9 protein-coding genes are annotated in these 14,640 nt (G+C 72.2%); 4 read left to right on the forward strand and 5 right to left on the reverse strand.

Features of this window, described 5'->3' with window-relative positions; translation table 11 throughout:
• The first annotated feature begins 182 nt into the window (after positions 1-182).
• A complete protein-coding gene (locus ACX9TP_RS05805; protein ID WP_482978717.1) occupies positions 183-1,673 on the forward strand; it encodes a serine/threonine-protein kinase in 1,491 nt (496 codons plus the stop codon).
• Positions 1,642-2,367 (forward strand): tetratricopeptide repeat protein, encoded by a 726-nt coding sequence (locus ACX9TP_RS05810; protein ID WP_482978718.1) that lies wholly within the window; start codon positions 1,642-1,644, stop codon positions 2,365-2,367. Before ACX9TP_RS05805 ends, ACX9TP_RS05810 begins: the two co-directional genes overlap by 32 nt.
• Positions 2,368-2,510: 143 nt before the next feature.
• Here the strand turns inward: ACX9TP_RS05810 and ACX9TP_RS05815 are convergent, their stop codons facing one another.
• Entirely contained in the window at positions 2,511-3,005 is a 495-nt protein-coding gene (locus ACX9TP_RS05815; RefSeq protein WP_482978719.1) for an FHA domain-containing protein, read from the reverse strand.
• A 244-nt stretch (positions 3,006-3,249) separates the two neighbouring features.
• Here ACX9TP_RS05815 and ACX9TP_RS05820 point away from each other — a divergent pair, with 244 nt between their 5' ends.
• Entirely contained in the window at positions 3,250-4,668 is a 1,419-nt protein-coding gene (locus ACX9TP_RS05820) for an alpha/beta hydrolase (RefSeq protein ID WP_482978720.1), read from the forward strand.
• Between the two features lie 13 nt (positions 4,669-4,681).
• Here ACX9TP_RS05820 and ACX9TP_RS05825 read toward each other — a convergent pair whose 3' ends face one another.
• A complete protein-coding gene (locus ACX9TP_RS05825; protein ID WP_482978721.1) occupies positions 4,682-5,533 on the reverse strand; it encodes an ATP-grasp domain-containing protein in 852 nt (283 codons plus the stop codon).
• Between the two features lie 123 nt (positions 5,534-5,656).
• Complete coding sequence (locus tag ACX9TP_RS05830) at positions 5,657-7,267, reverse strand: serine/threonine-protein kinase (RefSeq protein WP_482978722.1); 1,611 nt, start codon at positions 7,265-7,267, stop codon at positions 5,657-5,659.
• A 217-nt stretch (positions 7,268-7,484) separates the two neighbouring features.
• On the opposite strand from ACX9TP_RS05830, the gene ACX9TP_RS05835 reads away from it, so the two are divergent.
• Positions 7,485-12,146, forward strand: coding sequence for a lamin tail domain-containing protein (locus tag ACX9TP_RS05835; protein ID WP_482978723.1), 4,662 nt, complete (start codon positions 7,485-7,487; stop codon positions 12,144-12,146).
• Positions 12,147-12,278: 132 nt separating this feature from the next.
• Here ACX9TP_RS05835 and ACX9TP_RS05840 read toward each other — a convergent pair whose 3' ends face one another.
• Both ACX9TP_RS05840 and ACX9TP_RS05845 read right to left on the reverse strand, forming a co-directional pair.
• Positions 12,279-12,911: a TetR/AcrR family transcriptional regulator gene (locus ACX9TP_RS05840; protein ID WP_482978724.1), complete on the reverse strand. Its 633-nt coding sequence runs from the start codon at positions 12,909-12,911 to the stop codon at positions 12,279-12,281.
• Between the two features lie 19 nt (positions 12,912-12,930).
• The gene (locus ACX9TP_RS05845) at positions 12,931-14,403 is read right to left on the reverse strand and encodes a metallophosphoesterase (protein ID WP_482978725.1); all 1,473 of its coding nucleotides are present in this window, start codon (positions 14,401-14,403) and stop codon (positions 12,931-12,933) included.
• Between the last annotated feature and the right edge of the window lie 237 nt (positions 14,404-14,640).

Consider the following 14,640-nt stretch of genomic DNA (forward strand, 5'->3'; position numbering starts at 1 on the left):
GTCTGGCGACTGGCGAACTGCCCCGGCGGGAAGGGTAGGTGTTGCTCCGACGGCGCTCCCCCGGAAACGCTCAGTGCGTGGCATCGTGAATTCTCACAGCCCGACAAGTTCGCCGTCCCTGGGAAGACAGAGTGGCCTGAGAGGGTTGCCGTTGGGCCCGATCATGGAAAGTTCTTCCCATCATGGGCTCAGATGACCTCTTCGCACAGACCGTCCTGTCTACCGCCGGAGGCGCCGTGGCTGGCGTCGTGAACCGGTCCGACGTGGAGCTGCGGGAAGGCTCCATGCTGGGGAACTACCAGCTCGAGCGACTCCTCGGAGAGGGGTCCATGGGCAAGGTGTTCCAGGCGCGCCATGCGCGGCTGGGGCGCCAGGTGGCGCTCAAGGTGCTCAAGGCCGAGCACGCGCGGGACAGCAGCTTCGTGCAGCGCTTCTTCCAGGAGGCGCGCACCGTCAATCAAATCAACCACGAGCACATCGTCGAAATCTTCGACTTCGTGGACGAGGGCGAGGGCGGGCACGTCTACTGCGTGATGGAGCTGCTGCGCGGGCAGAGCCTGTCGTCGCTGCTCCACGAGGAGAAGCTGACGCTGGCGCGCATCCAGCGCATCGTCGTGCAGGTGTGCGCGGCGCTGGGCGCGGCGCACCAGGTGGGGGTGGTGCACCGGGACATCAAGCCGGACAACCTCTTCATCATCCACCGCGCGGGCCAGCCGGACTTCGTGAAGGTGCTGGACTTCGGCGTGGCGAAGCTCCTCACGTCCGAGGGCAACACCACGGGGACGATGGACGGCACCATCATCGGCACGCCCGCGTACATGGCCCCGGAGCAGGCCGCGGGCCTGCCGGTGGACCCGCGCGCGGACGTCTACGCGGTGGGCAACATCCTCTACGAGCTGCTCGCCGGGCGTCCGCCCTTCCAGGCGCCGGCCTTCGGCCAGCTGGTGGTTCAAATCATCACCCAGTCGCCGCCGCCGCTGCCCACGCACCTGCCCTCCGGAGAGCCGCTGCCGTCGCAGCTGTCCGCGCTCGTCCTGCGCTGCCTGGCCAAGGAGCCGGAGGCGCGGCCGCAGAGCCTGGCGGAGGTGACCACGGCGCTGCTGCTGCTGCCCACGACGCCCGCGCAGGCGGCGGCCGCGGCCGAGGCGGTGGACCCCTCGGAGCGGCCCACGCAGCGGATGCGCGCGGCGGTGGGGCGGCTGCCTCCCCGCGTGGCGCTGGCCTCTGGCGCGGCGGTGCTGGCGCTGGTGTCCGGCATGCTCACCTGGTCCGGGCTCCGGCTCGCGCGCGAGCCCGCGCCGCTGATGGCGGGGGCCGCGTCGATGGTGGCGGCGGAGGACACGCCCACCGGCGAGCCGCAAGGGCCCATCACCCTCACGGTGCGCTCGTTCCCGGAAGGGGCGCAGGTGCTGCGCGCGGACACGGGCGAGGTGCTGGGCGTCACGCCGCTCATCAAGCAGCTCCCCGGGAGCAACGCGCCCATCGGCCTGCGGGTGGAGCTGGCCGGGTACGTCCCGCTGGAGCGGGTGGTGCGGCTGGACCAGCATGCGTTGCTGGAGATTCCCCTCGCCAAGGCCCAGACGGCGCCCCGGCAGGCGCCGGGCTCCTCGCGGCCGGCGGCTCGGAAGGGAGGGGTGCGCGATGCGGTCATCGACCCGTTCGCCGCTCCGTAGCGGGCCGTCGCTGGTCCTGCTGGGCCTGATGCTGCTGGGGGCTCCTTCCTCCGCGTGGGCGGAGTCGCCCGCCGAGGTGTCGCCCGCCGTGGAGGAGCAGGCGCGCGCGCGCTTCGCGGAGGGCAACCTCGCGTACGACGTGGGCGACTTCGGCAAGGCGCTGAAGTCCTTCGGCGAGGCGTACCGGCTCAAGCCGCTGCCGGGCTTCCTCTTCAACATGGCCCAGTGCCACCGGCAGCTCGGCCAGTTCTCCCGCGCGGCCTTCTTCTACCGGCGCTACCTGTCGCTGGTGCCGGACGCGGCGTCCGCGCCGGTGGTGCGCGAGCTGGTGCAGGAGATGGAGGCCCGCGCCCGCGAGCAGGAGGCGCGGCGGCTGGAGCGCGAGCGCGCCGAGCAGGACAAGCAGGTGCAGAGCGCCCGCGCGGAGGCCGCGAAGGCCGAGGCGGAGGCCGCCGCCCGGCGCCGCGCGGAGCTGGAGGCCGAGCAGCGCGCGCTGGAGGTGCGCACCGCGCAGTCGCTCACCGGACCCGGGCCGCAGGGCCAGGCCCAGGTGGGCGCGCCCTGGACGCGCAAGTGGTGGGTGTGGGCCGGGGCGGGCGCCGCGGCGGCGCTCGTCACCACCGGCGTCATCCTGGCGACGAGCGGCCCGGATGCGCGCCCCACCTCGCTGGGCAGCGTGGGGCGTCCCAGGTAGGGCCCATGTCGTCGGGCCGCGGGGCCGTCTTCCGGTAGGCCCCCGCGCGGGTGGGCAGCCCGAGGCGCCCTCGGCGGGCCCACCCGGGGCCGGGCGGCATGGAGCGTCCCCGTGGCGCCGGTGAGGGGCCGGATGTCGGGCCCTCAGCGGGGGACGGCGGCCTGCGCCATGACCTGCGCGGCGATGCGGCCGATGCGCTCGTTGAAGCCCTCCGCGTCATGGAAGGTGAGGCGCACGTCTCCCACCTGGAGCTGGAGGCCCGGCTGCAGGACGACGGGCTGCTCCGGCTCCAGCGACGCGCCCTCCAGGGACACGGGGCGCGAGCCGGGCAGGCGCGTCACCTGCCACTGCCCGTCCGGCGTGGGGGCCAGGACGAGCTGCTCGCGGGACACCGTGGCGTCGTTGACGACCATGGCGTTGTGCGAGGCACGCCCCAGGCCAATGGGGCCCCGCTCCGCCATGGCGACCAGCTCGAAGCACATGGCGTCCCCGGCCGGCAGGCAGTCGCGCAGGTCCGTCAGCGGCAGCCGCGTGGCGGCCACATTGCCTTCCAGCGTCTCCGGGACGTTCCATGCGCCCGCCTCCCACACCAGCCACGGGTGTGGGTACTTGGCACGGAACTTCTCCTTCAGTGCCATGTGCTGACGCACGAGGAGAGAGAGCAACAGAGCGCGGGCCATAGGGACTGCATAACCTCCCTCAGGGCGGCGCGCGGCACAAGGCGCAACAGGTTGTCCACGGGTCCACGAATGGGCGGCGGGGGGCCTCTCGCGCGGGAGCCGGGGCCTGTAGTACATCCACTCCCACATGCTGTCGCAGGTCCCATGCGGCGCCTGCTGATCGCCCCTCCGTCAAGGCAACCCGCTGCCTCCTGGAAACGTGATGCGCCGTCTGTCCGCCGTCGTGCTGTGCGCGGCCCTGTGGGCCGCCTGTGATGACTCCCCGGCTTCCGGGACTCCGCCGCCCCCGCCCTTCACCCAGACGTTCCCCGACGGCGGGACGGTGGACGCCGGGCCCCAGGAGCCCTCGGCGTGCCAGCGCGACACGGTGGTGCATGGCGCGCCCATGTCCCTGCTGGCGGAGCTGCAGCTGGAGATGAGCCGCGCGACGACGGGCGAGGCGCGCGTGGCGGCCATCGACCGGTTCGTGGCGGCGGTGGGCGAGCAGGGCGGCACGCCGCTGGTGAGTGACGCCGCCTCCATCCGTCCCCGGGTGGCCTTCTTCGTGCGCGGCGACGCCGGGCGGGACACCTTCGTGTCGGGCGCCTTCAACGAGTGGTCCGCCACCGCCACGCCGCTGGTGCAGGTGCGGGACACGGACCTGTACGTGGCGGAGGTGGACATCCCCCGCACCGGCCCCCAGCCGTACAAGCTGGTGAAGGCCGGCAACTACTTCCAGGACCCGGCCGCGCACCACGTGGTGTGGGACGGCCTCAACCGCGGTGACGTGGGGCAGTTCAACTCGCTGGTGTACCCGGGCCTGCAGGACGCGACGAAGGGCCGGCTCACCGCGTGGTACGGCGTGCACGCCACCGCGCTGGACGACGCGCGCGACGTCTTCGTCTACACGCCCGCCGCGTACGACGGAGCGGACTGCCCGTCGCTGCCCGTCATGTACTTCCACGACGGCAACGAGAGCCTCACCCGCGAGTCCTTCGCGCAGGCCGCGGACGACTGGTACGCGGCGCACCCGGGCGACTCGGCGGTGCTCGTCTTCGTGGCGCTGCCCAACCAGAACGTGCGCCTGGCGCAGTACACCTTCCCCCCGAAGATGGACCCGAACTGGCCCACGCCGCGCGGAGACGAATACCTGGGCTTCCTGCGCGATGACCTGATGCCGCGCGTGGAGGCGGCCTTCCGGGTGAAGACGGGGCCGCAGGACACGGGCATCGCCGGCGCGTCGCTGGGCGGGCTCATCTCCGTCTACGCGGGCTTCCAGATGCCGGAGCGCTTCGGCTTCGTCGGCTGCCAGTCCGGCTCGCTCTTCTGGCCGCATGACGGGCAGGTGGACCGGAATGACGGCAACGCGATGATTGTCCGCGCGGAGCAGGGCCCGGTGGTGCCGCTGCGCTTCTACGTGGACCACGGCGCGCCCGCGACGGGCTGCACCCGCGACGACGAGCCGGGCGGCGACGACTGCCAGTCCAGCCTCCAGTTCGTGGCGGCGCTCAAGGCCCGGGGCTACGGCGTGGCCCACTGGAACGACACGGGCGCCGCGCACGACTGGGTCCACTGGAAGAAGCGCCTGCCGAAGCTCCTGTGCTCCTTCCGCAACGCGGACCCGAAGGTGTGCGGCCTCTAGGGCCGCCCACGCCTCACAGCTTCGCGGCGATGGCCCGGGCCAGCCGGCCCGGTGCCCCCGCGTCGAGCGAGAGGAACAGGCGCGGCTCGGTCACCTCCACCTCCTGGAGCCGCGGGTGGCCGGCGTTGTCGGTGGCCACGTCCACGCGCGCGTAGAGCAGGGGCCGGCCGATGGCCTCCAGTACGGACTCGGCCAGTCGCACTTCCGCCGGGTTGTCGGGCGTGAAGGCGCGCGGCTCGGAGAAGCCGCGCGGCGCGCTCAGCAGCGTGGGAGGCCGGTGCACCGCGTGGCTGAAGGCGCCGTCGAAGGAGATGTAGCTGCGCTCGCCCTCCGTCTCGAAGGCGGTGAGGTAGGGCTGCACCATGACCTCGCACTCGGCGGCCAGCTCGGTGACGCGGGCGGTGGCCTCCCTCGCGTCCGAGCGGGGGAAGACGTACGTCTTCAGCGCGCCCGCGGACACGGCGGGCTTGAGCACCACCGCGTCCCAGCCGCGCTCGCGGGACAGCTCCGCCACGTCCAGGCCGCCGCCGCGCTCCACCCAGACGGTGGGCGTCACCGGGACGCCCTTCGCCTCCAGCTCGCGCAGGTACAGCTTGTGCGTGTTCCAGCGCAGGACGTCGGCCGGGTTGTAGAGGCGGGTGAGGCGGCTCACGCGCTCCGCCCAGGCGACGAACTCGTCGCGCCGCAGGTGCGCGTCCCAGGTGTAGCGGACCACGGCCACGCGCACGGTGCGCCAGTCCACGGCCGGGTCGTCCCAGACGACGGGGCGCGCGTCCAGGCCCAGGTCCTTCAGCGCGGGCAGGAGGGGGGCGTCGAACGCGTCGAGCTGGGGCAGGCCGGAGTAGGTGAGGACGGCGACGTCCAAGGTGCGGCTCCTGGTGGGGAATCGGCGGCGCCTTGATAGCGCGGACGGCGCGGGGGCGCAGCGGCTTCCGCATCCGGCGGGAGGCTGCGCCCGCCCGTCCGCTTCCCGCGGGTACGGCGGCCCTCAGGCCCGCGCGGTGAGCCTGCGGCTGGTGCGCACGTCGTCCGCCTCCTCCTGCGCCGCCACCGCGCGGCGCGCCTGGTCCTGCGCGTCGCGCGCCGCCTGCGCCATCAGCGCCTGCCCGCGGGGGAAGGGGGCCGCGGCGCCCTCCAGGGCGAGCAGCTGCGCGCGCAGCTCCGCGCCGGTGGCGGTGCGGCGCGCCGGGTCCTTCTCCAGCAGGCGCATCACCACCGCGTCCAGCGCCGGAGGCACCTCCGGGTTGAAGCGCGAGGGCGGCTCCACCAGCTGGTCCACCGCGGCGCGCAGCAGCAGCTCATCCGTGGCGGCCTGCAGCGCGCGCCGTCCGGTGAGCATCTCATAGAGGGTGAGCCCGAGCGCGAAGAGGTCCGCGCGCCCGTCGAAGGGCCGGCCCATGGCCTGCTCCGGGGCCATGTACCCCAGCTTGCCGCGCACGCTGCCGGCCATGGTGAGCTGGGCGCGCGCCGCGCCCCGGGCGATGCCGAAGTCGGACAGCTTCACGTCGCCGAAGCGGGACACCAGCACGTTGGGCGGGTTGAGGTCCCGGTGCACCAGGTTCAGCGGCTGGCCGTCCGGGCCCGTCTTCCGGTGGAGGTAGTCCAGCGCGGACGCCAGCTCCGCGGCGACGTACGTGGCCGCCGCCAGCGGCAGCGGCTTGCGCCCCAGCGCCCTGGCGAGGCTGCTCAGCGGCAGCCCGTCCACGAACTCCATGGCGAGGAAGTAGGTGCCGCCGTGGCGGCCCAGGTCGAACACCTGGACGATGTTGGGGTGGTTGAGCGAGGAGCACAGCTCCGCCTCGTGGCGGAAGAGGGTGACGAACTCCTCGTTGTCCGTGAAGGCCGGGAGGATGCGCTTGAGGGCCACCGCCTTCTGGAAGCCGCCCTCGGGGCAGTAGGTGGCGCGGTACACCTCCGCCATGCCGCCCGCGCCAATGCGCTCGTGCAGCACGTACTTGCCCATGACCTCCTGCTCGCGCAGGGCGGACAGCGCGCCCCGGGTGAGCTGGAGGAAGTGGCGCGCGAGGATGGCGGTGAAGACACCCGCGGCGACGAAGAAGAAGGCGCGCGTGGCGATGAAGCGCGGGGTGAGGGTGATGAGCGTCTCGTCCGGCAACAGCGGGCGCACGAAGAGGAAGTAGATGCCCAGGTACTCCGCGGCGACGAGCAGGCCGGCGGACAGCGCCAGCCGCGGGTTGCTGCGCAGCGTGGCCAGCGTAATCAGCGTGGGCCAGATGACGAGCGTGGGCGCGGTGAGCGCGTAGATGGGCCCCTGGTAGCGCAGGTCGAACGCCAGCACCACCGCGGGGATGCTCACCTCGATTGCCACGTTGATCCACGGCACCGCCGGGTGGAACACGCCCGAGCGCAGCACCCGCCACAGCACCGTGTACCAGGCGCACAGCACCGCGGAGAGCCCCATCAGCGCCTGCGTCAGCCCCCAGCCCAGCGACGGCCCCAGCGCCGCCGCCACCACCACCGAGGCACCGGACAGCCCCGCCATGAAGCGGGCCACGGACAGCTCCCGCCCCTGCGCGTCCCGGCGCAGGTGGCTGTCGAGGAAGCGCGAGACGGGACTCGTCTGGGTGTTCGAGGGCATGGAGTGGGAACTCTATAGGGGTGGGAATGCGGGTGCTGTTGCACCTGAAGTGTGGTGGCAACACACTCCGGGGTACATACGACCCAGGTAGGACTGCGGGGCGCTGGACTCAGTACGTAAGGTGTCGCTGAAATGTTTCACGGGGTACGCTCCGTGCGTGCCAAGGACCTGTCACCTTCCCCGTGGCGGCGTCCGCCTGGAGACCCACGAAATGCGAATGTCCCCACGCCTCCTGCTGGCCGCGCTCGGCGCGGTCCTGCTCTTCACCGCCGGATGTTCGGACGACCCTGACTGCGAGGGGGATGGCTGCGGCGTTGCCGCGCCCGTCTGCGGCAACGGCGTGAAGGAGGGAAGCGAGCAGTGCGACGACGGCAACACCACCAGCGGTGACGGCTGCCAGGCGAACTGTACGCCGACGCCGACGGGGAGCGCCCAATGTGGGAACGGGCGCGTCGAAGCGCCGGAGGTATGCGACGACGGCAACACGGCGGACGGGGACGCCTGCGCTGCGGACTGCTCGGTCGCCGCCACCACGCGCTGCGCCGCCGCGTCCGCGCCGGCGCTCCCGAGCGGGGCTACCTGTGAGGTGACGAAGGCCGGCAACGGCGCGCGCCTGTTCACGGGCGTGGTGCTGAAGGACGGCGAGACGCTGCTGGGCGGCCAGGTGCTGGTGGACGACAAGGGCGTCATCCAGTGCGCCGCGTGTGACTGCGCCAGCGCGGCCGGCGCCGCCGAGGCCACGCAGGTGGCGTGCCCGACGGGTGTCATCTCCCCGGGCCTCATCAACCCGCACGACCACATCACCTTCCCCGACAAGCCGTACGTCGGCACGGAGGAGCGCTTCGAGCAGCGCCAGGACTGGCGCCGCGGCCTGGGCGGGCACACCCGGGTGGACAACAACGGCAGCAAGACGAGCAACGACATCATCGGCTACCAGGAACTGCGGCAGCTGATGGCCGGCACCACCTCCGTCGCGGGCGCGGGTGGGTCTCCGGGCCTGCTGCGCAACCTGGACGTCAGCACGGTGGCCCGCCAGGAGGGGCTCGAGGAGGGCTACGCGGACTCGGATACCTTCCCGCTGGGTGACTCCGGGGGCGAGACGCTGGCCTCGGGCTGCAGCTACCCGGCGCTGCCGTCGTCCTCGGGGCTGCCGAAGGTGTCCGCCTACCTGCCGCACATCGCCGAGGGCATCGACGCCCGGGCGCTCAACGAGTTCCGCTGCCTGTCCGCGGGCAACTCCGACGTGCTCTTCGCGCGCACGTCCATCATCCACGGCATCGGCCTGACGGCGAAGGAGATGGCCAGCATGGCGGCGCGGGGCACCGGCCTCGTCTGGTCGCCGCGCTCCAACATCGCGCTGTACGGCGACACGGCCATGGTGCCGGCCTTCAAGCGCCTGGGTGTGAACATCGCCCTGGGCACCGACTGGATTCAGTCCGGCTCCATGAACCTGCTGCGCGAGCTGCAGTGCGCGGACTACCTCAACGCCACGTACTTCGCGAAGACGCTGTCCGACGAGCAGCTGTGGCGCATGGTGACGGCCAACGCCGCGGACGCCACGGACGTCTTCGAGAAGGTGGGCCGCATCGCCCCGGGCAGGATGGGCGACCTGTCCATCTTCCGGCTGCGCACCTTCGCCGCCACGCCGCACCGCGCGGTCATCACCGCCAACCCGGAGGACGTGGTCCTCACCATGCGCGGCGGCAAGGCGCTCTACGGCGACGGCACCCTGGTGGACGGGCTGAAGGGCGCGGACACCTGCGACACCCTGGACGTCTGCGGCGCCGCCAAGGCGGTGTGCCTCAAGGGCGAGGTGGGCAAGGACCTGGCGGCCCTGAAGGCGGTCAACGGCAGCGCCTACCAGCTGTTCGCCTGCAACGGCCCGCCGGAGAACGAGCCGGTGTGCTCGCCCCGCCGCGCCTCGATGGACGAGCGGTGGCTGGCGTCCCGCAACAACTCCACCGTCTACACGAGCGAGGTGAAGGCGGACGACAAGGACGGCGACGGCATCATCGACAGCGCGGACAACTGCCCGACCATCTTCAACCCGGTGCGCCCCATGGACGACGGCGCGCAGGCGGACTCGGACGGGGACCGCGTGGGCGACGCGTGTGACACGTGCCCGCTGGCGGCCAACGCCACCACCTGCACCACGCCGAACCCCGCGGATGACGACGGCGACGGCGTGGCCACCTGGAAGGACAACTGCCCCTTCCTGACCAACCGCGACCAGGCGGACGGGGACTCGGACGGCAAGGGTGATGCGTGCGATGGCTGCCCCGCGCAGGCCGGCGGCACGTGCGACAAGGCGGACCCCTCGGACCCCGACGGCGACGGCGTGCTGACGCCCGGCGACAACTGCGCGTACCTGGTCAACCCGGACCAGGCGGACGCGGACGGCGACGGCCAGGGCAACGCGTGTGACCCGTGCGCCGTGGCGAACCCCGACGGCGCCTCGTGCCCCACCACCATCCAGGAGATGAAGACGCCGGTGAACGGCGCCATCACCCTGCTCAACAGCAAGGTGGCGGTGTCCGACGTCGTCGTCACCGCGCTGAACGCCACCGGCACCAGCGGCTACTTCATCCAGGCCTCGCCGCTGCCGCAGGGCCAGAGCGTGGACTACTCCGGCATCTACGTCTTCGCCCCCAAGGCGGACGTCGCCGTGGGTGACCGGCTGGACATCAGCCAGGCGACGCTGACGCTCTACCGCGGCCTGCTGGAGCTGACGAACGTGACGTTCACCAAGCGCAGCTCGGGCAACGGGCTGCCGGACCCCGTGGTGGTCCGCACCGAGGAGGTGCGCACCGGCGGGCCTCGCGCGGAGAAGCTGGACGGCGTGCTCGTGCAGGTGCGCGACGTCACCCTCACCGGCGCCACCAACAGCTTCGACGAGTTCATCATCGACGAGAACCCGAACGGCGACGGCGCCACCACGGGCCTCAAGGTGGATGACCAGGCCTTCGACTACCCGGTGCAGGCGCCGGGCACGAAGTACCTCTCCGTGACGGGCGTGCTGACCTTCAACTTCAACGAGTACAAGCTGCTGCCGCGCAACGCGAGGGACCTGCGCGTCCCGCTGCCGCCGCTGCCCGCGCTGACGGGCTTCACGGGCGGAGGCTTCATCCGCGTGGGCTCGGCCTCCGGGGACACCTTCCCGGCCGCGCTCACCCTGACGATGGCCTCCACCTTCCCGGAGGACGTCACCGTGGCCATCACCTCCAGTGACTCCACGGCGCTGACCGTGGTGGGCGGCGGGGTGGTCATCCCCGCGGGGCAGACGTCCGCGACGGTGAAGCTCAACCCGGTGGCCCAGGCCGCCGCCGTCACCCTCACGGCGACGCTGGGGAGCTCCACGCAGCAGCACACGGTGCGCGTGCTGGGGCAGAACGAGCAGCCCACGGTGCAAGAGCTCACCTCGGACACGGCGAAGCTGGTGCCGGGCGGCACGGTGACGATGACGGTGGAACTGGACCGGCCGGCGCCGGCCAACACCACCGTGGCGCTGAGCGTGGACCCGGCGGAGGGCTTCGGCACCTTCGGCGTGGCGAACGCGACGCTGGCGGTACCGACGGACGCCGTCCGGGCGACCTTCACCTTCACCGCGGACCCGGACGCCACGGGCACCACGGGCACGGTGACGGCGACGCTGGGCAGCAGCAGCGACAGCATCACCGTGACGCTGGACCAGGACCTGCCGCGGCTGGTGTCCGTGGAAGCGCTCGAGGCGGGCCCGGTGCCCGCCGGTGGCACCCGCGAGTTCCGGGTGACGGTGAACGAGCCGGTGACGGAGGACACGGTGGTGGCGCTGGCGGCCACGCCGGGGACGGCGGGGGCGCGCTACGGCACGGTGCCCGCCACGGTGACGCTGACCACGGGCCAGACGGAGGCCACCTTCACCTTCACCGCCGCCGCGGACGGTGGGGGCGCGGGCAAGGTGTCCGCCTCGCTGTACGGCATCACCCGGGAGGCGGACCTCACGGTGACGCCGCCGCCTCCGAAGCTGGCCACGCTGTCTCCGGACACGGCGACGGTGCCGGCGGGCAAGACGTTCACCTTCACGGTGACGCTGGACCGCGCCGCGCAGACGGACGAGACGGACGTGACGCTGGTGCTGGACCCCGCGACGGGCGTGGGCTCGGTGCCGGCCACGGTGCGCGTGCCGCGTGATGCGACGACGGCCACGTTCACCTTCACGGCGGCCGACCTGCAGGGGCCGGCGCAGGTGGCCCTCAAGGCGAGCTTCGGCGGCGTGGAGAAGACGGCGCAGGTGAGTGTCGTCGTCGCCGCGGGCAAGGGCCTGGTCATCAACGAAATCGACTACGACCAGCAGAGCACGGACACGAAGGAGTTCGTGGAGATCTACAACACCTCTGGTTCGACGGTGTCGCTGCAGGGGCTGGTGCTCGTCTTCGTCAACGGGGCGGACAAGAAGGAGTACGCCCGCACCAACCTGGCGCCCGCCACCGAGCTGGCTCCGGGCCAGTACCTGGTGGTCGGCTCGGAGACGGTGCTGGGTGGCATCACCTCGGCGAGCGTGAAGAAGCTCGCGGGGCCGTCCTCCATCCAGAACGGCAACCCGGACGCGGTGGCCCTCTTCGACACGACGCAGGCGCGGGTGGTGGACGCGCTGTCCTACGGCGGCGCCATCACCGAGGCGACCCTCACGGGCGTGAGCGGCACCGTCAACGTCACGGAGGGCACGGAGGCGACCACCACGCTGGTTGACACGGTGTCCGCCACCTCCGAGCTGTCCCTGGCTCGCGGCCCGGACTCCCTGGATACCGACGTCAACGCGACTGACTTCAAGAAGACCACCACCGTCACCCCGGGCGCGGTCAACGTCATCACCACGCCGACGCCGCCGCCGGCCCCGTGACGCAGGCGCGGCGTCCAGGCCGCGCCAGCAGGTGAGAGGAATTGAGACGGGCGGCCCCTGCGATGTCAGGGGTCGCCCGTTGCATTTCAGGGCCCCGGTGCTTCCGGGCCGGGAAGAGAGGGATTGCGCGGCCTACCGCGCCTGCGTCCCGTCCGTCACCAGGCGGTGCAGCGCGCCCACCAGCGGGTCGTAGTCCAGCGTGGCGCGGAAGAGGTTCTGGTGCACCAGCACGCCCATGTACCCGCCGAACAGGCCGTGGGCGGCGTGCAGCGCGTCCACGTCCTGGCGGAACTCCCCCGTCTTCTGGCCGTGGCGGATGATGCCTTCCAGCACCTTCGCGTAGAGGGCCAGCTTCTCGCGGATGGCGTCCGCCACCCGGTCATTCGACTCGGCCGCCTCGGACGCCAGCATGGCGAAGAAGATGCCGTACTCGCGGTGGCAGCGGAGGAACGCCTGGGTGCGCTCGGTGAAGGCCTGGAGCTGCTCGCGGGCCGGCAGCTTGCGGGCCTCCTGGAGGTGGCCTTCGAACTCACGGACGCAGCGCTGGTGCAGCTCCGAGATTGCGGCCAGCAGCAGGTCTTCCTTCGTGGGGAAGTGCCAGTACAGCGCCCCGGGCGTCATCCGGATGGCGCGGGACAGGTCCGCCATCGTCGTGGCGAGGAAGCCGCGGCGGGAGAACAGGGTGATGGCGGCTTCGAGGATTTCCACCCGCGTGCGCGCCGCCCGTTCCTGTTTGATTTCCCGCTGTGCTGGTTCCTTGGCCATGCCAATGCAACTCTATACCTCATGCCATCAGGGTGACTTTGACGATCTCCGGCGGTGAGCCGACTCGCAGCGGCGGGCCCCAGAAGCCTGTTCCCCGGCTGACATAGAGATGGCTGTCTGCCTCCTGGAAGTGGCCCGCGTCGTGTTGCCAGATGGCGGACACCGCCAGGGTGAAGGGGAAGAACTGGCCGCCGTGCGTATGGCCGGAGAGCTGCAATCCCATGCCAGCCTTCGCCGCCTCCGCCCAGTTCGACGGCTGGTGGGCGAGCAGCACGGAGGCGCGCTGCGCATCCCTGCCTGCGATTGCGGCGTCCAGGTTGTAGCCCTGACGCGTCTTGCGCGCGGCCCAGTCATCCACGCCCACCAGGTCGAACGAGGCGGCCGCGTCGCCGATGCGCACGTGCCGGTTGCGCAGCACGTGGATGTCCATGCGCTCCAGCGCGTCCGCCCAGGCGGCGGCGTTCCAGTAGTACTCGTGGTTGCCGGTGACGAAGTACGTGCCGTGGCGGGACTTCAGGTTCCGCAGCGCGGAGACGGCGGGGGCCAGCGACTTCACGTTCCCGTCCACCAGGTCCCCGGTGATGCACACGAGGTCCGGGCGCAGGGCGTCGCAGCGCGCCACCAGCTCGTCCATGAAGCGGCGCTGGATGACGGGGCCCACGTGGATGTCGCTGAGGTGCACAATCGTGAAGCCGTCCAGCGCGCGGGGCAGGCCGGGCAGGCGCACCGCCACCTCGCTCACCGCCGGCTCGTGGAAGGCGCTCCACATGCCGAAGCCCGTCACGCCGCCCGTGGCGAGCAGCGCGCCGCCCGCGGTGGCTCTCGCGAGGAAGCGGCGGCGCTCCACGTCGACGGGACGGGCGGGCTCCGGCGCCGCGACGAGGGCCACCGGGGCCACGGCCTCGCTGGGGGCGGCGGGGGCCATCCGCGGCTCCGGTGCAACGGCGGTCGCCTCCGCCTGCCGGCTCGCCCCCGCCATCACCGGACCCGCCGCTTGCGCCACAGTCTCCGCCAGCACCGGACCCACCGCTTGCGCCACCGTCCCCGCCACCATCGGGGCCACCCGGGCCGGCTCCGCCGTCCGCGCGGCCCCCGGCGCCGTCATCGGGGCCGCCCGGGCCCGCTCCACCGTCCCCGCCACGGGCGCGCCTGCTTCCGTCACTGTCACCCTCCGCCTCCGCGCCACCCACCCCGCCACCCGGCGGGCGCCCCCCGCCACCCAGAAGGCGAACAGCAGGTAGATGGCCGCGCCCATCCATGCCCACACCGCGGTGGCCACGGCGAAGGTGGCGTCCAGCGGCACGAAGCGCGTCACGGACCAGGACAGCACGAGCGGCACGGCCAGCGCCGCCATCACCCACCCACCCAGCCGCCGCCACCGGGGATTGTCCGACGTATCCACGAACAGGCGCCGGTACAGGTAGATGTGGGCGAGCACCGTGACGAGGCCCGTCACGACGGCGAAGACGACGAAGCGAACCGGCGAATCCATGGGCATCCAATAGCCGTCCCCCCGGGGCGCAACGCAATGCAATCCGTGTGAAGAAGTGTGGACCGCGAGCGAAATGGGCTAGACGGCCCCGCGCTTTCTGCAACCCTGAAACAGCTGGCTGCCTGGAGGGGCGCCGAGGGTCGTTCTCGCGGTACAAGGGGACGAGGTTTGGCCGTATACACCGCCCCGCCGGACGGCCCCTGGCGCTGCGCCTCTCGTGAGACGGCGCGAGCCGCC

The organism is Pyxidicoccus sp. M15 (assembly GCF_056858435.1).

Excerpts from the sequence above, each read along its gene's own strand:
- ACX9TP_RS05845 (WP_482978725.1), bottom strand. The coding sequence starts at position 14,403 with ATGGATTCGCCGGTTCGCTTCGTCGTCTTCGCCGTCGTGACGGGCCTC.
- ACX9TP_RS05820 (WP_482978720.1), top strand. The coding sequence starts at position 3,250 with ATGCGCCGTCTGTCCGCCGTCGTGCTGTGCGCGGCCCTGTGGGCCGCC.
- ACX9TP_RS05815 (WP_482978719.1), bottom strand. The coding sequence starts at position 3,005 with ATGGCACTGAAGGAGAAGTTCCGTGCCAAGTACCCACACCCGTGGCTG.
- ACX9TP_RS05840 (WP_482978724.1), bottom strand. The coding sequence starts at position 12,911 with ATGGCCAAGGAACCAGCACAGCGGGAAATCAAACAGGAACGGGCGGCG.
- ACX9TP_RS05830 (WP_482978722.1), bottom strand. The coding sequence starts at position 7,267 with ATGCCCTCGAACACCCAGACGAGTCCCGTCTCGCGCTTCCTCGACAGC.
- ACX9TP_RS05835 (WP_482978723.1), top strand. The coding sequence starts at position 7,485 with ATGTCCCCACGCCTCCTGCTGGCCGCGCTCGGCGCGGTCCTGCTCTTC.
- ACX9TP_RS05810 (WP_482978718.1), top strand. The coding sequence starts at position 1,642 with ATGCGGTCATCGACCCGTTCGCCGCTCCGTAGCGGGCCGTCGCTGGTC.
- ACX9TP_RS05805 (WP_482978717.1), top strand. The coding sequence starts at position 183 with ATGGGCTCAGATGACCTCTTCGCACAGACCGTCCTGTCTACCGCCGGA.